The sequence below is a fragment of the Polaribacter sp. YIW18 genome, from assembly GCF_057219325.1.
In genome coordinates this window covers 96,263-117,894 of record NZ_JBXVVE010000008.1, presented here as the reverse complement: position 1 = coordinate 117,894, position 21,632 = coordinate 96,263, and the positions used below count along the sequence as shown (strand labels likewise).

19 protein-coding genes are annotated in these 21,632 nt (G+C 28.3%); 2 read left to right on the top strand and 17 right to left on the bottom strand.

The genetic code is table 11. The features are described from left to right. Positions 1 to 112 precede the first annotated feature (112 nt). A complete protein-coding gene (locus AC2D6T_RS09755; RefSeq protein ID WP_484681356.1) occupies positions 113 to 1,729 on the bottom strand; it encodes an Ig-like domain-containing domain in 1,617 nt (538 codons plus the stop codon). 57 nt (positions 1,730 to 1,786) lie between these two features. Beyond that, positions 1,787 to 2,473 carry a ComF family protein gene (locus AC2D6T_RS09750; protein ID WP_484681355.1) on the bottom strand — a complete coding sequence of 229 codons (687 nt, stop codon included), beginning with the start codon at positions 2,471 to 2,473 and terminating at the stop codon, positions 1,787 to 1,789. Positions 2,474 to 2,637: 164 nt separating this feature from the next. Here AC2D6T_RS09750 and AC2D6T_RS09745 point away from each other — a divergent pair, with 164 nt between their 5' ends. Further along, the gene (locus AC2D6T_RS09745; RefSeq protein WP_438989131.1) at positions 2,638 to 4,179 is read left to right on the top strand and encodes a glycine--tRNA ligase; all 1,542 of its coding nucleotides are present in this window, start codon (positions 2,638 to 2,640) and stop codon (positions 4,177 to 4,179) included. A 192-nt stretch (positions 4,180 to 4,371) separates the two neighbouring features. Here AC2D6T_RS09745 and groL read toward each other — a convergent pair whose 3' ends face one another. The 10 genes from groL to AC2D6T_RS09695 all read right to left on the bottom strand — a co-directional run bounded on the left by groL (position 4,372) and on the right by AC2D6T_RS09695 (position 12,521). Continuing rightward, positions 4,372 to 6,009, bottom strand: coding sequence for a chaperonin GroEL (gene groL, locus AC2D6T_RS09740; protein WP_298947525.1), 1,638 nt, complete (start codon positions 6,007 to 6,009; stop codon positions 4,372 to 4,374). Between the two features lie 58 nt (positions 6,010 to 6,067). Further along, entirely contained in the window at positions 6,068 to 6,421 is a 354-nt protein-coding gene (locus AC2D6T_RS09735) for a four helix bundle protein (RefSeq protein ID WP_484681354.1), read from the bottom strand. Between the two features lie 31 nt (positions 6,422 to 6,452). Next, positions 6,453 to 6,728, bottom strand: a complete 276-nt coding sequence (locus AC2D6T_RS09730) for a co-chaperone GroES (protein ID WP_298947529.1) — start codon at positions 6,726 to 6,728, stop codon at positions 6,453 to 6,455. Positions 6,729 to 6,901: 173 nt separating this feature from the next. Next, on the bottom strand, positions 6,902 to 7,234 hold the full coding sequence (gene secG, locus AC2D6T_RS09725) for a preprotein translocase subunit SecG (protein WP_298947531.1): 333 nt from the start codon (positions 7,232 to 7,234) through the stop codon (positions 6,902 to 6,904). 3 nt (positions 7,235 to 7,237) lie between these two features. Next, the gene (locus AC2D6T_RS09720; RefSeq protein ID WP_484681353.1) at positions 7,238 to 8,008 is read right to left on the bottom strand and encodes a hypothetical protein; all 771 of its coding nucleotides are present in this window, start codon (positions 8,006 to 8,008) and stop codon (positions 7,238 to 7,240) included. Positions 8,009 to 8,036: 28 nt separating this feature from the next. Further along, complete coding sequence (locus AC2D6T_RS09715) at positions 8,037 to 8,543, bottom strand: LptE family protein (protein ID WP_438989134.1); 507 nt, start codon at positions 8,541 to 8,543, stop codon at positions 8,037 to 8,039. A 110-nt stretch (positions 8,544 to 8,653) separates the two neighbouring features. Beyond that, positions 8,654 to 9,877 carry a sigma-54 interaction domain-containing protein gene (locus AC2D6T_RS09710; protein ID WP_484681352.1) on the bottom strand — a complete coding sequence of 408 codons (1,224 nt, stop codon included), beginning with the start codon at positions 9,875 to 9,877 and terminating at the stop codon, positions 8,654 to 8,656. Positions 9,878 to 10,011: 134 nt separating this feature from the next. After that, positions 10,012 to 11,523: a tRNA (N6-isopentenyl adenosine(37)-C2)-methylthiotransferase MiaB gene (gene miaB / locus AC2D6T_RS09705; RefSeq protein ID WP_484681351.1), complete on the bottom strand. Its 1,512-nt coding sequence runs from the start codon at positions 11,521 to 11,523 to the stop codon at positions 10,012 to 10,014. Between the two features lie 509 nt (positions 11,524 to 12,032). Then, positions 12,033 to 12,275: a hypothetical protein gene (locus AC2D6T_RS09700; protein ID WP_484681350.1), complete on the bottom strand. Its 243-nt coding sequence runs from the start codon at positions 12,273 to 12,275 to the stop codon at positions 12,033 to 12,035. Positions 12,276 to 12,296: 21 nt separating this feature from the next. Continuing rightward, positions 12,297 to 12,521, bottom strand: coding sequence for a hypothetical protein (locus AC2D6T_RS09695; protein WP_484681349.1), 225 nt, complete (start codon positions 12,519 to 12,521; stop codon positions 12,297 to 12,299). 489 nt (positions 12,522 to 13,010) lie between these two features. Here AC2D6T_RS09695 and AC2D6T_RS09690 point away from each other — a divergent pair, with 489 nt between their 5' ends. Further along, a complete protein-coding gene (locus AC2D6T_RS09690; RefSeq protein ID WP_484681348.1) occupies positions 13,011 to 13,697 on the top strand; it encodes a ParB/RepB/Spo0J family partition protein in 687 nt (228 codons plus the stop codon). Between the two features lie 30 nt (positions 13,698 to 13,727). Here the strand turns inward: AC2D6T_RS09690 and AC2D6T_RS09685 are convergent, their stop codons facing one another. The 5 genes from AC2D6T_RS09685 to AC2D6T_RS09665 all read right to left on the bottom strand — a co-directional run bounded on the left by AC2D6T_RS09685 (position 13,728) and on the right by AC2D6T_RS09665 (position 21,451). Further along, the gene (locus AC2D6T_RS09685) at positions 13,728 to 16,898 is read right to left on the bottom strand and encodes an Eco57I restriction-modification methylase domain-containing protein (RefSeq protein ID WP_484681347.1); all 3,171 of its coding nucleotides are present in this window, start codon (positions 16,896 to 16,898) and stop codon (positions 13,728 to 13,730) included. A 20-nt stretch (positions 16,899 to 16,918) separates the two neighbouring features. Further along, on the bottom strand, positions 16,919 to 18,544 hold the full coding sequence (locus tag AC2D6T_RS09680; protein WP_484681346.1) for a DNA methyltransferase: 1,626 nt from the start codon (positions 18,542 to 18,544) through the stop codon (positions 16,919 to 16,921). Between the two features lies 1 nt (position 18,545). After that, a complete protein-coding gene (locus AC2D6T_RS09675; protein WP_484681345.1) occupies positions 18,546 to 19,226 on the bottom strand; it encodes a hypothetical protein in 681 nt (226 codons plus the stop codon). Positions 19,227 to 19,331: 105 nt separating this feature from the next. Then, entirely contained in the window at positions 19,332 to 20,786 is a 1,455-nt protein-coding gene (locus tag AC2D6T_RS09670; RefSeq protein ID WP_484681344.1) for an asparagine synthetase B family protein, read from the bottom strand. After that, on the bottom strand, positions 20,774 to 21,451 hold the full coding sequence (locus AC2D6T_RS09665; protein WP_484681343.1) for a thymidylate synthase family protein: 678 nt from the start codon (positions 21,449 to 21,451) through the stop codon (positions 20,774 to 20,776). Before AC2D6T_RS09665 ends, AC2D6T_RS09670 begins: the two co-directional genes overlap by 13 nt. Positions 21,452 to 21,632: the final 181 nt, after the last annotated feature.

The following is a 21,632-nucleotide window of genomic DNA, read 5'->3' as shown; positions in this document are numbered from 1 at the left end:
TAATGAGAAGCCTACAACAACTTATACGGAAGTTGGATAGTTTATGTTACAAAAAAAAATATTTTTTTTAAAAAGCTGCTTATAATTCAATAAATATTAAAAAGAACAAAATTTAATTTTTTATGGTAAAGGTATTACCTTCTAAATAATAATTGGCTCTAACTTTTAATTCTTCTTCAAAATAAACAACTTTTTCGGGTTGCTTTTTAGTGAGGTAATTTCCTGTGTCCCACTTGTTATTTTTATTTGCATCTATAATAGCCCTAATTCTATAGGTTTTTGGTTCTAACAAATCAAACACTAAAGTTTCAGTATTTTTGATGTATTTTCTTTCTACAATTACATCATTTTCTTTACCACTTAACAAATCTATAATTAAATAATCTTGATTTGTATTTACAATATTGATAGTAATTTTACCATAATCCTCTAATTCTAATGTTTTTAAACGATATAATAAGGTGTCATTTTCTATGTTGTAAATATCTTTAAATGAGCCAGGTAAAGCTTTTATGTTGTAGTGTTGTTTTTGATTTTTTTTGAATAAAAAACCAATTTTATTTTCTTTTTTAGAAATAAAGTTTGTGTACTTCACGTTTAAAGTATCTTTATCTGTAAAAGTAATTTTACTGGTATCTATAGCTATAATTGGATTGTTACCTTTAATAAAAAAAGTGTCTCTTAAATGCAATGTGCCAGATGTAGAAGGAGAAAGTTTTAAGGAATCTATTTTCTTTTTTCTAAACATTACAGTAATTGTATCTAGGTAGATGTCATTTGAAACTAAAAAATTTAAAGAATCTACTTCCAAAGGGGTGTGCCAATAGCTTAAAGTGTCTTTGTCTATTTCTAGTTTAGCAATACTCTTAAAATCTTGTGGCACATTAGAAAGTAAAGAAACCTTTAAGTCTGTAACATCGCCTTCAAAACCAAACTCAATTTTTCCTTTAGAAACTTCTTTCGCTCTTTTAAATTTATAGGGTTGTGTTTCTTTAAATAGCTTTAATGGTTTGTTAATAATACTATCTTTTGGTAGTTGTAAAGTATCGCTGTAAAATGCAATTTTATCTGTTACCGGATTATATATATAATCGCTAGTACTTTCTTTTAAAGCCAGTAGTAAATAATTACCTTCTTTTAAGTTGGTAAAATTAAATTTTGTGGTATCTAAAGCTGTTGTTACATAATTAGGCTTTTGTTTATAGATTATAGAATCTACAAAAACGCTATCCAATTTATATAATAAGATATTTGTTTTTTGCGGGTCTTTTTTTAAAAAAGCATCTTTTACAAAACCTTCTGTTTTTAAAGAATCTATATAAGTGCCTGTAGAAAATACATACTTAAAAGCTTCTAATTTATTACTTTCATTATTATCTTCTATGGCATTCCCAAAATTAAAAATATAAGTAGTGTTTGGTGCAAGCGTATCTAGAATTTCTATATTTAAAAATTTACTTGCAGTTCCTTGTGGTGTAACTAAAAGCGGATTTTTAAGTGGAGGAGATACTACCAATTGCTTATTTAAATCTCTAGTTTTTACAAATTCGTTAAAAACCAATTCAACTTCATTACTTTTAAAATTGATGGTTTCATAAGGTGGCTTAGAAGTTATAAAAAGTGGAGGGTCTTCATCTTTTGGCCCACCATCAGGCCTACCTGTTTTGGCACAACCTATAATCAATATAATAAAAGTTGATAAAAAAAGATATTTATAAAAGGGTTTCACGAATGGTAATTTTTTTTACAAATTAACAATTTATTTTTCACATTAAAATCACAAAATTTATTCTGTATATGCGATTGTTAAAATACTTATTTTAATCTTCTCGGTTTTAAAAAGAGCTATGGCACATGCTTCTAAAGTTGCACCTGTTGTAACAACATCATCTATAATTAAAATGTGTTTATTTTTAAAAAAGGTTTTATTGGTTAATAAGAATTGGGTTTCTTGGTTGCTAAACCTTTCAAAACGAGATTTAAACGTTTGAGTTTTTGTAGCATATTTTCTAATTAAAACACCTTCGATAAATGGTTTTTTTAAGTGATGACTCAACCTTTTGCCAAATTTTGTAACTTGATTATACCCCCTTTTTTTTCTTCTTTTGTAATGTATTGGCACAGGGACAATCACATCAATATTAGAAAATTTACTGTTCTCTGCCAAAAATGCTCCCAACCAATTTCCAAAAAGGATGCCAATTTCTTCGTTTCCTTTGTATTTTAAATCGTGAATTAACTTTTGGGTAATCCCTTTTTTTCTGAAAAATAACAAAGCATACGCTTTTTCTATGGTAACTCTTCCATAAAACATTTTAGCAACTTTGTTGTCTGTAAAAGAGTTAAAGTTGGTTAAAGGTAAATCATGTCTACAAATTGTACAAATTACATGTTCATTTTGTAGTAATTTTATGGTGCAATTTGCACAGGTTTTTGGATAAAATAAATCAAAAAAATCTTTTAAAATTTTCATTTCAATACATAGCAATCGTATTTAAAGATACTTAAAATTGATGAATTCCATTTTTAATCTGCAAAAAAGAAGTTTCTAGACTTATTCTTTCATAGAGTTTATTTAGAAAATGATGTTATTTTTTTCTTGAAAAAGTTAGCTAAACGTTTATCTTTGTCGGCATTATGGCAAAACAAGAAGATCAATTTAAAAAGGTATTATCGCACGCAAAAGAATACGGTTATGTATTTCAATCATCAGAAATTTATGATGGTTTAAGTGCTGTATACGATTATGCTCAAAATGGAGTTGAGTTAAAGAAAAATATAAGAGATTATTGGTGGAAAGCAATGGTGCAAATGCACGAAAACATTGTAGGTATAGATGCTTCTATTTTAATGCACCCAACTACCTGGAAAGCTTCTGGTCACGTAGATGCTTTTAATGATCCGTTGATAGATAATAAAGATTCAAAAAAGCGATATAGAGCAGATGTTTTAATAGAAGATTACTGTGCTAAAATTGAAGGAAAAATAGATAAAGAAGTTGTAAAAGCAGCCAAACGCTTTGGAGAGGCTTTCAACAAAGAAGAGTTTTTAGCAACCAATGGTAGAGTTTTAGGTTATCAAGAAAAAATAAATACCATTTTAGCAAGAATGGGTAAATCTCTAGAAAATGAAGATTTAGAAGATGTAAAATTGCTGATTGAAGAATTACAAATTGCAGACCCACTAACAGGTTCTAGAAACTGGACAGAAGTAAAGCAGTTCAACTTAATGTTTGGTACTCAAATTGGTGCCTCTGCAGATAGCTCTACGCAAGTATACTTAAGGCCAGAAACTGCCCAAGGTATTTTTGTAAACTTTTTAAATGTGCAAAAAACTGGACGTATGAAAATTCCTTTCGGAATTGCACAAACAGGTAAAGCCTTTAGAAATGAGATTGTTGCAAGACAGTTTATTTTTAGAATGCGCGAATTTGAGCAAATGGAAATGCAATTTTTTGTAAAACCAGGTACACAAAAAAAATGGTATGAAAACTGGAAAGAAACCCGTTTAAAATGGCATTTAAGTTTAGGGATGGGAGCAGAAAACTATCGTTTTCATGACCATGATAAATTAGCACATTATGCGGATGCAGCTGCAGATATCGAGTTTAAATTTCCATTTGGTTTTAAAGAATTAGAAGGAATTCACTCTAGAACTGATTTCGATTTAAAAGCACACGAAGAATATTCTGGTAAGAAATTACAATATTTTGATCACGAAGAAAATAAAAGCTACGTACCTTACGTAGTAGAAACTTCTATTGGTTTAGATAGAATGTTTTTAGCTGTTTTTTCTAATTCTTTACAAGAAGAAGCATTAGAAAACGGAACCACAAGAACTGTTTTAAAATTACCAGCAGTTTTAGCACCTTTTAAAGCGGCTGTTTTACCATTAGTTAAAAAAGATGGTTTGCCAGAAGTTGCTAGAAAAATAATGAACGATTTAAAATGGGATTTCAATGTTTTTTATGATGAAAAAGATGCTGTTGGAAAACGTTACAGAAGACAAGATGCAGCAGGCACACCTTTTTGTATTACAGTAGATCATGATACGTTAGAAGATGATTCTGTTACCATACGTCATAGAGATACTATGGAGCAAAAAAGAGTAAAAATTTCTGAGTTAAAAGAAATGATAAAACAAGAAGTTGAAGTAAAAAACTGGCTTCAGAAAATGTAAGTTAGTCTTTAAAATAAGCTTTCAACTTTGCTTATTTAGATATAAGTTGTTTTTAAATAAAAAAAATCCGTTAGAAAATTTCTAACGGATTTTTTTTATTTTGAGATTTCTCCACAAGGTCGAAATATCAAGTTGATGAATAAATAATTATTTTGCACAACAGTGAAATAATTATTCGAAGCGATTCGCTGTTTACATCATTCCTGGCATTCCACCACCCATTGGAGGCATTGCACCACCTGCAGGAGCATCTTCTTTAATATCTACCAAAGCACACTCAGTGGTTAAAATCATCCCAGCAACAGAAGCTGCATTTTCTAAAGCAACTCTAGTTACTTTTTTAGGATCTATAATTCCAGCTTCAAGCATGTCTACATATTGATCAGATTTAGCATCATAACCAAAATCTTTTTTGCCTTCTAATACTTTATTGATAACTACAGAACCTTCACCACCCGCATTTTCTACGATAGTTCTTAAAGGAGACTCAATTGCTTTGTTTACAATTTGTACACCTGTAGTTTCATCTAAGTTCTCTGTAGTTAACTTTTCTAATACTTTTTTAGAACGTACTAAAGCAACACCACCACCAGCAACAATACCTTCTTCAACAGCAGCTCTTGTAGCGTGTAAAGCATCATCAACTCTATCTTTCTTTTCTTTCATTTCTACTTCAGAAGCAGCGCCCACATACAAAACAGCAACACCACCAGCTAATTTAGCAAGTCGTTCTTGTAGTTTTTCTTTATCATAATCTGATGTTGTACTTTCTATTTGAGTTTTAATTTGAGAAACTCTTGCTTTAATGCTATCTGCATCTCCAGAACCATTTACAATAGTTGTGTTGTCTTTATCTATAGTAATACTTTCTGCAGTTCCTAATAAATCTAAAGTTGCATTTTCTAAAGAGAAACCTCTTTCTTCAGAAATTACAGTACCACCTGTTAAAATTGCAATGTCTTCTAACATTGCTTTTCTACGGTCTCCAAAACCAGGTGCTTTTACAGCAGCAATTTTTAAACCACCACGTAATTTGTTAACCACTAAAGTAGCTAATGCTTGCCCATCTACATCTTCTGCAATAATTAATAAAGGACGACCAGATTGTGAAACAGGTTCTAAGATTGGTAAAATCTCTTGTAAGTTAGAAATCTTTTTGTCGAATAATAACACATACGGATTTTCTAAATCTGCAATCATTTTATCTGCATCTGTTACAAAGTAAGGTGATAAATAACCTCTGTCAAACTGCATTCCTTCTACAACATCTACATACGTGTCTGTACCTTTTGCTTCTTCTACAGTAATCACACCTTCTTTACCTACTTTACCAAAAGCAGTTGCAATTAAATCGCCAATAACAGCATCATTATTTGCAGAAATAGAAGCTACTTGTTGTATTTTTTCTGAAGAATTACCAACTTTTTTAGTTTGTTTTTCTAAATCAGCAACAATTGCTTCTACAGCTTTATCAATACCACGCTTTAAATCCATAGGATTTGCGCCAGCAGCAACATTTTTTAAGCCTTCTTTTACGATTGCTTGCGCTAAAACAGTTGCAGTTGTAGTTCCATCACCCGCTAAATCGTTGGTTTTAGAAGCTACTTCTTTTACCATTTGAGCTCCCATATTTTCTAGCTCATTTTCTAACTCTACTTCTTTTGCTACAGAAACCCCATCTTTAGTTACTGTAGGTGCACCAAAAGATTTAGAAATAATTACATTTCTACCTTTTGGGCCTAAAGTTACTTTTACTGCATTTGCTAATGCATCAACTCCACGTTTTAAGCCATCTCTAGCTTCTATATCAAATTTTATATCTTTTGCCATTTTTATTATGCTTTATGCTAAAGGCTATATGCTGTATGCAAGAAAGCCAAAAGCTGATTTATTTTTTTAATTTTTGTTTTAATGAATAAATTTTTCTTTTAATGATATTAACTTCTTCATTTAAATTTATATGTGAATTTTCATTTATATAATTTAAATCTTTAGAAAGAATTATTAAGTACTCAACTTCTGATGCTGAGCCTAAAGCAATTGTTAAAAAACGATTAAATTCACTATCCGAATCTCTACCACAACCTTCGCAAATATTTGTTGGAATAGAGGAGGATGCTCTTCTTAATTGAGAAATTATTCCATAAATCTCATCTTTTGGATAGTGTTTGGTGATGTCATATACTTTTAAAGTGAATGAATGACTCAATTTCCAAATATCATATTTTCTAAAATCTCTCATAGCTTAAGGCTTACAGCATTTTGCTTAAAGCTTAGATAATTGCTAAAATATCAGATTCACGCATCATTAAATAATCTGTTCCTTCTAATTTTAAGTCTGTTCCACCATATTTACTATATAAAACAGTGTCGCCAACTTTTACAGTTAAAGGCTCGTCTTTTTTACCATTACCAATGGCAACAACAGTTCCTTTTTGTGGCTTTTCTTTTGCATTATCTGGTATAATTATTCCAGATGCTGTTTTTGTTTCTGCTGGAGCAGGTTCTACAAGAACTCTATCTGCTAAAGGTTTAATGTTTAATCCCATTTTATTATAAATTTTGATTAATTAAATTATTTTCTCTTTCAAAATAATCAGAAATTGTGCCAACACAATAAAACTGACAATTTTTCAAAGAAATGTTTTGGTTAGTATTTTATGATAAAAAAAAATGCCAACGTGTCATTTACGTTGGCATTTTTATTTTCTTGAAAAGAAAATTATTTTAAACTATCGTTTGTAGTAGTTTCTTCTGGTTGCGTTGTAGGTGTTGTTTCTACACCATCCAATGTATTATTTAATTGAAAGTTATCATCACCAGCTCTTGGAATAGCAAAGTTGGCTAATAAAATTAAAGCAAACATTGCAATTGCTAAGGTCCATGTTGTTCGGTCTAAAAAGTTGTTTGTGTTTTGAACACCACCTAAAGATTGTGCACCACCGCCACCAAAAGAAGAAGATAAACCTCCACCTTTAGGGTTTTGTACCATAACAATTAATATTAAAGCTACTGCTACAATCAGAATTAGAATTAAAAAAGCTGTATAACTCATGATTTATGTTTTTTGTAAAATTTGTATTCTTTTAATTTGGTCTGCAAAGAAACCACTTTTTTCTGGATATTTCAAACTTAAAATTCGATAAGCTTGTATTGCATTTTCGAACTTTTTTTGCTCTAGATAAACTTTGGCTAAAGTTTCGGTCATTAAAGCATCATTTTGCTTGTTATCTGCAATAGGTACTGTAATAGTTTTTCCTTTTTCTAAAGGTTCTAATTTAGGATTGGTTTCTATAAACTTATCTATTATTTCTAATGCCTTTGCAGTTTTTTTAACAGGCTTTTCTTCTGTATTTCTAACAATAGTTTTTTTAGTAGATAATTGTAGCCACTGGTGAAAAGAGTGACTTTCGTTTGCTGAAAAAGAAATAGGTTTCCCAATCGATAAATCTTTTTTAGCTTCTTCTATATCTTTCTTTTCTTCTTTTTTTGATGTTATTGCGACCTCTGCTTGCGAAGTAGTTGTATCAGCAGGTTTTTCTAAAGCTATTTTTTTTGATATTTCTTCATGAATATCCTTTTTAGAAGTAGTTGTTTTAAAGTTAGTGATATAATCGAATAAAATACTTCTGTCTGTTGAATAAGCTGCAGTAATTTTTAACTCATTATTATATTTAAAACTATCTTGATTTTTAAGTCCCTTTAAATACAGCGCTCTTGCATTTTGAAAATAAGGATATTTTTCTACAACAGCCTTTAATTGGGCAGTTTCTAATTGCTGAATTTCTTTTTTATTTTCTAATAAATCAATAAAACTGTTACTATCCAAAATTGTGTTTTTTTAAACGTCCAACTTTCTACCACTTTCCAACAGAGGCGTTAAAAATATCTTGTGTTATTCTGTCTATTATTTCTTCAAAAGCGGCTTCTTGCACTGCACCTGATAATTGTGATGTTGCTGGATAATCTGAATAAAATGAGAAAGATTTTTCGAAATCTTTCTTTTCATCTAACCTGTTTACATATCTTACATTTACAGTAATTGTAAGTCTGTTTTGCGCAGAGGTTTGGTTAGAAGATGCACTCATAGGCGCAATCCTATAACTTGTAATTTCTCCACTAAAATGCAAATCGCCACTATTAGAGTTTAGTACTAAATTGGTTTGTCTTGTAAATAAGTCTCTTAATTCTTCTGTAAATTGCTGACTTAAGGTGGGTTCTATTAATTGAGCTTGATTAGGGAAAAAATCAATTTGTATTGTTTTTGCATCACCAACATCACCACCTGTAAAAGAGTAGGCGCCACAAGCAACAATGCTTAATGAGGTTATAATAAATGCTACTATTTTAAGTGTTTTTTTCATTTGTGTTATTTAAAATTCAATACATGTAATTTTAAAAAGTTTTCATGAGAATTTTGATCAAAAATAGAAATTTCTCAAAATGATATTTTTTTAAGGATTACACACTTTTTTTACAAATCGTATTGTTTAATTTTTCTGTAAAGCGTTCTTTCAGAAATGCCCAACTCTTTTGCTGCCAATTTACGTTTATTATTATTTTTTTCTAAAGATTTTTTTATCATCTCTATTTCTTTGTCTTGTAAAGATAAAGATTCATCTTCTTCTATAGTCTCTATAAAATCATAATCTTTTTCTTTGCTAGAATTTTGTGGTATGTTTAAAACCTCAATATCATGGTCTTTTAATTTTTGATCGCCATAAATTTTTTGAAGCAAATCATGATTTTCTTCTTCCAATTCTTCTACACTTCCATTTTTCATTAAGTCTAGCGTTAATTTTTTTAAATCGTTGATATCATTACGCATATCAAATAAAATTTTATACATAATATCTCTTTCGCTAGAAAAATCGTTGTCTTTTTTACCTCCTATTATTGCTGGTAAATTGCCTGAAGCATTGGGTAAATATTGTTGAATTTTGTCAGCAGTAATTGTTCTGCTTTCTTCAATCACAGAAATTTGTTCTGCTAGATTTTTTAATTGACGAATGTTACCAGGAAATCTATAATTTAAAAGTACTTTAATGGCAGTTTCTTCTAATCTAATAGACGGCATTCTGTATTTTTGTGCAAAATCTGATGCAAATTTTCTAAAGAGCAAATGAATATCTTCATTACGTTCTCTTAAAGGGGGTAAACTAATTTCGACTGTGCTTAACCTGTAATACAAATCTTCTCTAAAACGCTCTTTTTGTATAGCCTCTTGCATGTTTACATTTGTAGCAGCAACAATTCTAACATTTGTTTTTTGCGTTTTAGAAGAACCTACCTTTATAAATTCGCCATTTTCTAAAACACGTAGTAAACGAACTTGTGTGGTTAATGGAAGCTCGCCAACTTCATCTAAAAAAATGGTACCACCATCTGCAACTTCAAAATAACCTTTTCTGTCTTGTGTTGCTCCTGTAAAAGAACCTTTTTCGTGTCCAAAAAGCTCACTATCTATAGTTCCTTCTGGAATTGCACCGCAGTTTACTGCAATATATTTTGCGTGTTTTCTGTGTGATAAAGAATGAATAATTTTAGGAATATTTTCTTTACCAACACCACTTTCTCCAGTAACTAAAACAGAAATATCTGTAGGCGCAACTCTTACCGCTTTTTCTAAAGCACGGTTTAACTGCACATCATTACCAATAATGCCAAAACGTTGTTTTATTGCTTGTAAATTTTCCATATTGCCCCTTTTAATTTCCCCCAAGGGGAAAAATACTCTTGTGTTATTTTTTTTCTCTAAACTATACTCTGTAAAATTTTTTTATCCCTAATATTGGAGTTCCTTCCCTTTGGGAAGGTTAGGATGGGCTGTTTTTAATTATTATCAGAATAGCCTACTGCAATTCCTTTTAAGGTTGCAGAGGTACAGTCTTCTACTTTTACCATTACAAAATCACCTAATTTATAGTGTTCTTTAGGGAACACAATAACTGTGTTTTGTGTATTTCTTCCTTTCCATTCATTAGGGTTTTTCTTAGAAGTTCCTTCAATTAAAACTTCTTCTGTTTTACCTAAATGTTGTTGTGTTCTATATAAAGAGTGTTCTTGTTGTAAATCGATTACTTCTTGTAAACGACGTTTTTTTACTTCCGCAGGCACATCATCATCCATTTTTTTTCCTGCTAAAGTTCCTGGTCTTTCAGAATAGGCAAACATAAAACCGAAATCGTATTTTACATAACGCATTAATGCTAACGTATCTTGATGATCTTGCTCTGTTTCACCACAAAAACCAACAATCATATCTTGAGAAAGTGCCATTTCTGGTACCATTTTATAGATATTGTCTACCAACTCCATATACTCTTCACGAGTATGTTGTCTGTTCATGGCTTTTAACATAGCATTACTACCACTTTGAACTGGTAAGTGAATGTATTTGCAAATATTTTTGTGTTTTGCCATTACATGTATCACATCTAAACTCATATCTTGTGGATTAGATGTAGAAAAACGAAAACGTGTTTTAGGGAATTTGGTAGCACACATATCTAACAATTCTGCAAAACCTACAGCCGTTGCTTGTGCTATTTCAGAAGCTTTTTTAAAGTCTTTTTTCAAACCACCTCCATACCAAAGAAAACTATCTACATTTTGCCCAAGCAAAGTAATTTCTTTAAAGTTTTTATCTACCATGGTTTGTATTTCCTCTAAAATACTTTTAGGATCTCTACTTCTTTCACGACCTCGTGTGAACGGAACCACACAAAAGGTACACATATTGTCACAACCTCTTGTGATAGAAACAAACGCAGAAACTCCATTTGAGTTTAAACGCACAGGAGAAATATCTCCATAAGTTTCTTCTTTAGATAAAATTACATTTACGGCTTCTCTACCTTCGTAAACTTCTTCTAAAAGATTTGGTAAATCTTTATAAGCATCTGGTCCAACAACAAGATCTACAATTTTTTCTTCCTCTAAAAATTTTTCCTTTAAGCGTTCAGCCATACAACCTAAAACACCAACCTTCATTTTATGATTAGATTGCTGTTTTACTCTATTATATTTTTGTAATCTTTTACGAACTGTAGTTTCTGCCTTTTCACGAATAGAACATGTATTTACCAAAACTAAATCTGCTTCTTCTAATATTTGTGTAGTATTGTAACCTTCTTTATCTAAAATAGAAGCTACAATTTCACTATCATTCATATTCATTTGACAACCATAGCTTTCTATAAAGACTTTCTTATTATTTGTAATCTCTTGATTATCAGTACTTAATAGTGATTTTGGATGGTGGGAACTTTGGTGGTATTTCAGTACTTCACCATTATATTCATTTGGATTTCTCTCTATTTTATCTGTTGTTAAACCTTTCATTGTTTTTAGAAATGGGATTTATGGTGTGAAAAATATTTTTTATTAGTTCCCACCATAATTAATACTCTAACATTTTTAATACAAAGATAATAAATATAAGACAATTTGTCAGGTTATTATTAATCAAATAAGAAGTATACATATTCCCTTTAATACAATCAAATAATTATTATTTATTGATATAGTATTAAGTGTTGATTGTTTGTTATGATCCTATCAAATTTAAATATGATATACTTTTAATTATTTAATCTATTAATCCCACATACTGATAAATTCATAAGAAGTATTGAGATTGAATTGTATTTTGATACATTTAATTATTGAGGTGGTAGAATAGTATTTTTTAGATTTAAATCTTGTTCCTTGTATGAGGTTTTCTCTCTCAAACTTCCATAAAGTTTTATAGCTAATTCCTAATATTTTTAATGTTTGTTCTCTTGTGTGTAGAGGTTCTTTGTTTAGTAGTTCGGTATTTACTCCTATTTTGTTTAGTATATCTTCCATAGTTAGTAAATTACTATTTCCTTATTTATTGTGTTTAGATTACTATTTTTTGTGTTGATATTTTTTTTAATACTTAATTCAATTTCATCTACACAAATTCTCCAACTTTCTAATTCTTCTAATAATTTATTTATATTTTCCTCATCCACATTATTGAGTTTATTTCCCATATTATGGATAATATCCAAATGGTTTTCAATAAATTTACAACTCTTGTTTAAGTGAGTAATAGTTGTTTTATCCATTCTATTATAATTTATATCAGATTAGTGTAATGTTTTATTAGTTAGTTTAAAATATTTATCTTCTTTTTCCATTAATTGATTAAATAATTTTTGATATCCTTCTTTATCTTTTCTTTTTCGATAAGGTTCTAGTTCTTTTGAGAAGTTTTTAATCAGTTCTGATTTTCTGATTAGTTCATTTATGAATTTTTTTGGATTTTCTTTTAACCACTCAATTGATTCAGTATCTAATTTACTTTGATTCATTCTTCATTAAATTTCTAAATTTATATATCACTTTTTTGTTTCTTTAAATTCTTATTATTCGAGGTTGAAATTTCTTTTTTTTATTTGTTACTGATTTGGTAATTGGAACCACCTTTCCCTTAAAAGGAATTTTACTTCCCATTAAGAATCTGTTCTGATTAGTATAACCATTCACACCCTATCCATCAATAGAAAAACTCTAATGAGTTTCATTCCTCAACGAACACCTAAACATACTCTTATGAGCCAAACTTGGTTGTACTTACCCACTCGTACCCATCGTTGATTGGTTTCTTACCAAGAAAATGGTAAAGGAATAGGAACATTATGTTGATGTTCCACTATTATAAATAGAGAGAAGTATCCCAAACGATAAAAAATTGTAAAAAAAAATCAAATTCTGTAAATTTTACTAACGATTTTAAGTGGTTTTAAGAGGGGTTAAATAAATTTTAATATAAGATTCCATTTCATTACTTTTACGTTTGTATGGTATATAAAAACAAACAAATAGGGGAGGTTGTTAGAGTTTCGATAGATTTAATTAAAGAAAATCCAATCAACTATCAGATATATTCTTCTAATCATTCAAAAGAAGATGAAGAATTGGAACAGAGTATAACACTTTATGGTCAGTTGGAACCAGTTCTGGTGAATAAAGAGAATAACCAACTTATATCAGGTCACAGAAGATACAACACAATTAAAAGATTGGGTATTAAAACCATAGATGTTATTTTTAAGTCTGTTGATGTTTTAGAAACTATTGAACTAATACAAAGTAATAAACATAGGGAAAAGAGTTTGGTTGAGAAAATCAACGAATACAGAACTCTTAAATCTCAAATGAAATCTCTTCCCTTGAAAAAAAGGAAAGAACTTATGGGTTCTCTTAAATTGAGAGAATACCTTCATAAAGAAATCGGTATATCTCAAACAAATGATGTGAGATTAAAACAGATTGAAGATAGTAAAGATGAAGAATTGTTAAACTCTGTATTAAGTGGTGAAATATCACTTAAATCTGCATTCAGAATATTAAAATCTATTGGTGATGATGATGAGGTTAAATCAAAATTAAAATATGAGATTAAAAAATCAGTTGAAAATGCAAAAGATAAATTATCTATCCACGATGTAATTTCAATTATAGATGAGATTTACTGGAGAAAGTGATAAATCGGTTTTCACTTTTGTTAAATTTCATTAAAATTTCAATTCTTCTCTATTAATAGAGTAAAGTTTCAGTATTTCATCATCTATTGTATCTTCTATTTCTTTAACTTTAAACTCTAAAGTTTTCTTTTTAACTAATAAATTGGTGATAAATTCTCTCCACTCAATATCCTCTGTAATTGGAGGAATTGATTGTTTGTTCTTCTTTAATACAGATATGAAATCTTCATAATCTTCATAATCAAACTCCTCAATCTGTTTAATTTTATTTAAAATAGATAAACGTGAGTAAATTGATTTAATTGAGTTAGATTTTAATTTATTCAGTTCTATTATTGATATTGAAATTTCATCAAATAGATTTTCATATAAATCACTATTTGTAGGAATTTTGATAGGTATATCCAATAAAGGTTCTTTATCAACTTGAAAAATAGAACCTTGCATTTTACCATTATATTTTAACCAAAACTCAATTAGTTTGGAGTTTAATAAACAAGTAAGAAATTTAAGATTTACCCTTTCTGTTTTAATTATATTATATGATTGAGAAACATATGTAGGGAAATCAGTAAATGTAAAAGTTGGTTCTATACATTTTCTTAAACTTAAAATCTTATCATTATTAAAAAATCTTTCATCCCTTGAACGATGTAATCCATAAGGTTTATTATCACTTGTAATAACAGATTTAAATTTATCTAAATGATTTTTAATAGTTGGGAACTTTTCAATTTCACTTTCAACTTTAAATTTAGATGATGTGTAAATAATCCATAATTTATTAGATTTATTTCCAACATATTTATTTAATTCAAATGATGTAAAAAATGGTTTTATAAGTTCTTTTTCATTTATTGGTATGTTTAGATTATCATATTCATTTTGGGTTAAATTAAAAATACCATCTCCTAAACTAAATCCTTCCCCTAAAATTGAAAGTGATTTTTTATTTATAAAATCTTGTGGAGGAACAATACCTTGTGCTATTTCATTTTTTGTAAGTTTAATTTCCCCTTCTTCTTTTATTCTATTGGATAAATCAATTATTTCTTTACGATTAAATTGTATATAACTATCGTAAAACTCATTCTTATTTATAGTTGAATTAAAAAATTCAAATTTTTGATTTTTTGATTTATTTAAAAATAACTTTACATCACTTGTTGAAGATTTCTTTTCAATCAATTCAGAATATGGGAAGTTATAATTATCATTTTCAGTAGAGGATTTCATTATATAAATCATTGTTTGAATTCCTGCATCCTCAAACACTTTGAAATCTCCAAAATCAACGTAATCAACTAATTTTCCTTTTTCTAAAAAGTAGTTTCTGAATTTGGATGCACCAAAATTTGTAATCCAATTTGTAGGTGCAATATAACCTACAAGACCTACATCTTTTTTAATCAATTCTAATCCTAACCAACCAAAGAAATACCACAAATCCATTTTTCCTTGGTAAATAGGATGTTCATGAAGATTATCAAAAGATGATTTATTAGTGTATTCTTTTACATAAGGGGGGTTACCTATTATCACATCAAATCCTCCTTTATCGAATACTTGTGGAAATTCATTTTTCCAATTAAAATGATTATCAACTTCTACGTTATCAACAAGAGAGTTTCCACATTTAATATTACTATTTAAATTGTTTAGTTTTCTGTTAGGTTGTGCAGTTCGTAACCAAAGAGAAAGTTTTGCAATCTCAACACTTTCTTCGTTTATATCAACTCCAAAAATATTATTTTCTAAAATACTGTTTTCAATATCACTTAAAATCATAGAATCTCCAAAAAGTTTAGATTGTAGTTCATCTATGTACTGATGTTCTAAAATAAGAAAATCTAAAGATTGGTTAAGAAAAGCACCACTTCCACATGCAGGGTCACAGATTGTTAATTGTAATAACCAATTTCTATATTCAGTTAGTTTATCCGATAAATTTTTAATTGTTTTCTTAATTCGTTTTTTATCTGTGGTGTAATCTTCATCATTGATTTGAAGTTCGTTTTTCTTTTCATTACAAAGTTTCCCAATAGTGTTATCTACAATGTATTTGGTAATATACTTTGGAGTATAGAACACACCATCTTTTTTTCTTTTGGTATTTGTTTTATCTACTTCACCATTCTTTAATTCATTTGAAATTTCTTCAATTTCATTTAAGGAGTTTTCAAAGATGTGTCCAAGAATATTTACATCAACTTCACTCTCAAAATCATATTCTGATAATTTTTTAGTGTGATTAAATAATAAAGTATCATCAATCAAAATATTATCTAAAATATTATCCGATTTAAACAATCCACCGTTATAAGGGAACACATCATACCTTTTACCTTTAAAACCTGTATTTAGGTATCCAAAATACTTTTTAAACCTATTATATAGAGGAATTTCCACATCCTTCTCAATTAAATCTTCCCAATCATCTAAAATTAAACGAACCGAGTTCGGTGGGAGTAAAAATTTATCTTCTGCAAAGAATAGAAATAGAAATCTATCTAAAAGTTTTTGAGATTTTTTAAACAATAAGAGTTTATCATAACCTTGATTTAACAAAATAAGATTCTGGTATAGTTCTCTTTTAAATAAGGAGTAATCTTTGTATAATTTTTTAGTAATTAAATCTTCTTGGGATATTGATTCGGATTTTAATTTAAGGGGTAAATCATTTTCAATACTATTTGAACTTAAACACAAATACATTAAGTTGAACTCATCTTGTGTAAGTTCAAATAAATTGAATTCAATAAATTCAGTAGCATCTTGGATATAAAATCTTAATTTTTCGAAATTAGATGTAATAACATACGTACAATTAGGTTGATTAGTTTTGTATGAAAATGCTTGAATCTCAACTTTTCCTAAATCAGTTGTGTTAGTTCCTTTGAGTTCAATTACACACTTAACCGTAGTATTAAAAACTAGTGCTCCATCTACTTTTCTACTATCTTTTACATTTTTTAGTTCTGTTACTAAATTGTAATTTTCATTTGGTGTTATTATATATCCAAATATTTTTACAAACAATTCTTTTAAAAAACCTTCTTGAAATTGTTCTTCCTTTAGTTCACGAATTCTATTCTGATTACCTTTATCATGAAAGAATTCTCTAAATAAATCCCACTTTGTAAGTAGTGAATCTTTACTTTGTACAGAAATATATTTTTTAATTATGGTGTTTTGAAACATAAATCAAATTTAGTGTTTTTTTATTTTTTGATAAACTTTAAGATTGGTTCAACCTTAATATATTTTCCTCTCTCTTCATCGTAATAACGATTATAAATCTTTTCTGTATCCAATCCCAAATATCTCTTCATTTTCATACCAATTTCGTACTTAAACTCAAACCCAATTTCTTCTAAAACACCAAGAGTATCTAATTCAAGAGGGAGTTGTTTTGTATCAGCAATGTTTAGGAGAAGAACCCCATTTGGTTTTAGTAAATCAAAACCGATTTGGAATGTTTCTCTGATATATCCATTTATCCAACTCTTGTAAGTGGGGTAAAGGTTATATGATTGTTCTTTATCTTGAGAATACTGTTCTTGATTAAAATAGGGTGGTGAAGTGAGGATTAAATCAATCTTACCTTTATATTTTTTATAATCATCGGTTTCATTAAATCTTGTGGAACTAATTTGATGAACTTTATAATTTGATTTCCTACCAATTTCTTCTTCAATAAACTCACCAATTCTTTCATAAGAACGATGTTGAAATATATTACTATTCACATCACAACCAATATAATTTATATTTTTATTACAACAAATCGATCCCATCAATCTACCACCCCAACCACTACAAGGATCATATACAATACCATTTTTTTGTGGTAAATACTTTTCAATTAAATATTTTGAAACGAGTGGGGAAAAGTTAATTGGAATATTTGAGAACCCTATACGTAGATTGTGAATAATATGTTTTATTATTCTTTCCTCTTTCTTAAAATATCTTAATACAAAGTGTTTTTCAGTTTCAATTTCTCGACCGAGATTTCTTAAATGGTAATCCTCAATAACGTTACTTTCTAATAATTTATAAATTTCATTTTTGGAAAAGGTTTGTTGAGATTCAAATTTTTGAGATTGAAGAATTAAACCATATTTATTTAAATCAATTTCTGTAAACTCATTTTTTGTTTTCATCAATTTGGAAACCATATACATTTTATCTTGTTTAAGATTTCTTGTAAAAGTTCTAATGAAATTTAATTCTAAAGAGGGTTCTTTTAATAAATCATACATTGAAATATTTGTTGCTCTTGTTTTGTTAATTGAGGGTTGAAACTGATTACAAGATGAACCGTAGTGAAAATCATTTGATATTATATATTCATATATATCATCTCCTTTCTTCCATAATCGTTCACAATCAAACTCAATTAAGTTTTCTATATCATTTATAATTCCTTTTTTATCCTTACCTATATAAGGAGGTATGTTGTTGGTATTCCATTCATTTAATAGAAATGTTCTAACTGATAGAATAAATCTCTTAAACTCCTTGTAATCCATTTTATTCACCTCATCAAAGGTGATATTGTACTTTGGGTTCTCTCCAATGGGGTTTTTACCAAATGGAAGGGTGTGTTTTATATCTAACTTACCTTTATCTATTCGAGTAGAATGGGTGATGTATTTTTTAGTTCCTTTTGATTTATATGTTTCAACATCTAAAATCTCACTTTGTGCACCTTCAAATGCTTCTTTTAATGAAATTTCCCCACTTTCATATAAATGGTGAATATGAGGATATTTAGAGATAAGTTTTATTTTAATTTTCTCTTCTACTTCTTTTTTCCTTTTTTTAAACTCTTTTTTATCCATCTTAGTATCTATATTCACCACCTAGGTTCCAAAAAAGAATTGAACCTTTAATTGTTTTTATATTTTCTTCTAACCATTTCCAACCCTTTCTATCCCAGAATTGGTTTGTAGGAAATGGTGTAATATAATCATCCATTCTATTAGAAAAATCATATTTAGATTTATAAATCTCTACATCGGAAAGTTCATATTTCCTCAATCTTTTACTTATGGTGTTCTCACTTGAAACACAGATTGAGATTACTTTTTGAGATTTTCTTTTCATAAAACCACGGGTTAATCCAATTAATGAAATCCCACTACCACTTGATACAATAAGATTATCAAAGTAATTATATTCTTTAACTCTCTCTTCAAATACAGAAATAAAATCTTCATGTTCAAATCCATAAGGAATTATTTGAGTTCCATTTTTATTACATTTTCCTTTTAAACCATTATACATTATTGAAGTCATATTTGGTTTTAAAGGATTCAATTTGATGTTAGGATACAATGAAACAACATCATCAAGTATATTTTTATTAAACTTTTTAGAGTTTGGAAATGAATAAATGTGTTCTATTCCTAAATCATTACAAATAGATGAAACAACCCATCCACTCCAGGATCCATCAACTGATAATGTTGTAAGAGGTTTAGTTTTATCTATATTATTATCTATATAATTTTTTAATAGCATAAATTTTACCCCATCGAGGTAACTTTATTCCATCTCCTTGTAAATCTTCTCTTTTAACAAAGATTTCTCTCCCAAACATCTCATACTTTTCTAATGGAGTATTTATCATAATTCTAATCTTAATTTATTCTTATGAAAACCAAATCTCTTTTTAAAATTATCTTCAACAACATATCTAAATTGAGTTCTGTTGTTAAAATTTATCTCTGAATCATTTAAAATTAAATCCTCAACAAAATCTTTAAAATTAGTTCCCTTTTGGAACGATCGTTTTTCTTGGAATCTTATTGAGTAAGGTAGTTCTTTAAAACCATTTGATAATGGTATCTTCCAATCTTTACCCTTTGAAATCAACTCATCAGAAAGATTAGTTGTAAAATTTAAAAAATCGGTATCGTAAAATGGACATCGTAGTTCAATAGTTCCATATTTCATAAAAGTATTATTACCTCTTAATAGATTTCCGTAATGTTGTTTTTTAAAAAGTTTTTTTCTTACATCAGACCAATCAGGTTTTTTACTTAACATACGAATCATACCATAAGAACCATAAGATTCATCAGAACCCTCACCACTAAAAGCTACTTTTACACCATCTAACTTCATCCGTTCAGCAATGAAAGATTGAAGTATACATACTTGGGATTGAACTGAAGATGGATATTCAATTATCTCTACACTTTCTAAAAATCTTTTTTTAATTAAATCACTATCTCTTGGAACTTTAACTTCAACAAGTTCAATTCCCATTTCAGAACTAAATAATCTTGATTGTTTCAAATCTTCTGAATCCTCATCAAAATTGATTGTGTATGATTTTATATTAGTTATGTGTTTAGATATCAAAAAAGTTATTATCGATGAATCTATACCACCACTCAAACAAGTTCCAATTGGAACTTCACCAATTATTCTTTTTTTTACTGATTTTTCAAGTAGTAATCTTGTGTGTTTAGAAACATCATCAATTGATTTTTGGTTTGGAACTTTATTAGAGAAATTAAAAAAATAGTTTTTCTCTATTACTAATTTTTTTGTTTTTGTATCTAAAACAGATAATGAGTTTGGGGGTATGATTCTACAAGGTTCTTTTGTTATTTTTTGGATAGATTTAATCTCACTAGCAATAATTGTATTTGATTCATTTATAAATAATGGAGTTTTCCCAACCCAATCTCTACCAATAATAAGTTTATCATTATCCCAAATAATAAAAGAAAACATACCATCTAATTTCTTTAAACTTTTATTTTCATAAAGAGGTAAAATTATTTCATTATCACTTTTTGATTTGAATATATAACCTTTAGATTCATATTCATTTTTCAATTCATTATAATTCCATATTTCACCATTACAAATTGAAAACTTATTATTTAATTTAAAGGGTTGATTACCGTTTTCAGTTAAATCACAAATTGATAATCGGTTATGTCCCAAAACAGTTGATGAACTTACTCTTTGTATAGTTTGGTTATCCATACCTCTATGAATCATTTCATCTAAAATGATTTTAACTTCCTTTTCAGATAAACTGATTGTTGAAACTATTCCACACATCCCAATAAAGATAATAGTTTTTTTGTTTTTTTTAACTCACCATTCATAGTTCCTAAATGTGAAGAACATGATAAAATTGATACTTTCCCTAATTCTAGATTTGATTGATTAGAAAGAAATTTACCTAATTCAACCATAGAATAAAAATCAGCGTATCCACTTTTTGAAACTCGGTTTGAACGAAGAATTGAAGTTAAATACAATTTTCCATTTCTTGGTTTTAAATCAATCATCATTAAACATGGTTGTGAATATGGGTTTTTTGAATCTCTTGATGGATCATAAATAATTAATTCACATCTTTTTACTGATCTACCATTTCTCAATATTTTTATCACATTCTCTACTTGATTAAATTCACCATTCCATTTAATCATTCTACCCCAATAAGTTTTGAACCATTTATCTTTAATGAATTCGTAGAAAATATATCCATTTAACTCTTTTGGTTTAACAAAAGAAACTGAGGATGCAAAATCAATTCTATCATCACCAAAAACACTTCTGAATTTTAAATCAAAATCTTTATCAAATTCAAAAGAATTGATTTCTAACATTAAGTTTAATTCTTCAATAATATTACCAACTCGGGTACCATTAGTTATGAGGTGATTACATACTTTAATCCATCCATTACTTACTGATTGAGATTCAATTAAAACCATAAAAACAAATTTAACGATTAATATTCGTTTTTCTAGTACTTAAAAATCTTTGATATAATTTTAGATAAAAGATAATTAAAACTTAATTTTAAATTTTAATTTTAAATTCACATTTTTAAAAAACTTAAAATATAAAAGTGTACTTCGGTTTTCACTTTTATCTAAAATGAGATTTAGTTTT

Excerpts from the sequence above, each read along its gene's own strand:
- AC2D6T_RS09685 (WP_484681347.1), bottom strand. The coding sequence starts at position 16,898 with ATGTTTCAAAACACCATAATTAAAAAATATATTTCTGTACAAAGTAAA.
- AC2D6T_RS09750 (WP_484681355.1), bottom strand. The coding sequence starts at position 2,473 with ATGAAAATTTTAAAAGATTTTTTTGATTTATTTTATCCAAAAACCTGT.
- secG (WP_298947531.1), bottom strand. The coding sequence starts at position 7,234 with ATGAGTTATACAGCTTTTTTAATTCTAATTCTGATTGTAGCAGTAGCT.
- AC2D6T_RS09680 (WP_484681346.1), bottom strand. The coding sequence starts at position 18,544 with ATGGATAAAAAAGAGTTTAAAAAAAGGAAAAAAGAAGTAGAAGAGAAA.
- AC2D6T_RS09710 (WP_484681352.1), bottom strand. The coding sequence starts at position 9,877 with ATGGAAAATTTACAAGCAATAAAACAACGTTTTGGCATTATTGGTAAT.
- AC2D6T_RS09735 (WP_484681354.1), bottom strand. The coding sequence starts at position 6,421 with ATGAGAGATTTTAGAAAATATGATATTTGGAAATTGAGTCATTCATTC.
- miaB (WP_484681351.1), bottom strand. The coding sequence starts at position 11,523 with ATGAAAGGTTTAACAACAGATAAAATAGAGAGAAATCCAAATGAATAT.
- AC2D6T_RS09700 (WP_484681350.1), bottom strand. The coding sequence starts at position 12,275 with ATGGATAAAACAACTATTACTCACTTAAACAAGAGTTGTAAATTTATT.
- AC2D6T_RS09665 (WP_484681343.1), bottom strand. The coding sequence starts at position 21,451 with ATGGTTTTAATTGAATCTCAATCAGTAAGTAATGGATGGATTAAAGTA.
- AC2D6T_RS09690 (WP_484681348.1), top strand. The coding sequence starts at position 13,011 with ATGGTATATAAAAACAAACAAATAGGGGAGGTTGTTAGAGTTTCGATA.
- AC2D6T_RS09670 (WP_484681344.1), bottom strand. The coding sequence starts at position 20,786 with ATGTGTGGAATAGTTTCAACAATCAGTTTATCTGAAAAGGAAGTTAAA.
- AC2D6T_RS09675 (WP_484681345.1), bottom strand. The coding sequence starts at position 19,226 with ATGCTATTAAAAAATTATATAGATAATAATATAGATAAAACTAAACCT.
- groL (WP_298947525.1), bottom strand. The coding sequence starts at position 6,009 with ATGGCAAAAGATATAAAATTTGATATAGAAGCTAGAGATGGCTTAAAA.
- AC2D6T_RS09730 (WP_298947529.1), bottom strand. The coding sequence starts at position 6,728 with ATGGGATTAAACATTAAACCTTTAGCAGATAGAGTTCTTGTAGAACCT.
- AC2D6T_RS09745 (WP_438989131.1), top strand. The coding sequence starts at position 2,638 with ATGGCAAAACAAGAAGATCAATTTAAAAAGGTATTATCGCACGCAAAA.
- AC2D6T_RS09715 (WP_438989134.1), bottom strand. The coding sequence starts at position 8,543 with ATGAAAAAAACACTTAAAATAGTAGCATTTATTATAACCTCATTAAGC.
- AC2D6T_RS09695 (WP_484681349.1), bottom strand. The coding sequence starts at position 12,521 with ATGAATCAAAGTAAATTAGATACTGAATCAATTGAGTGGTTAAAAGAA.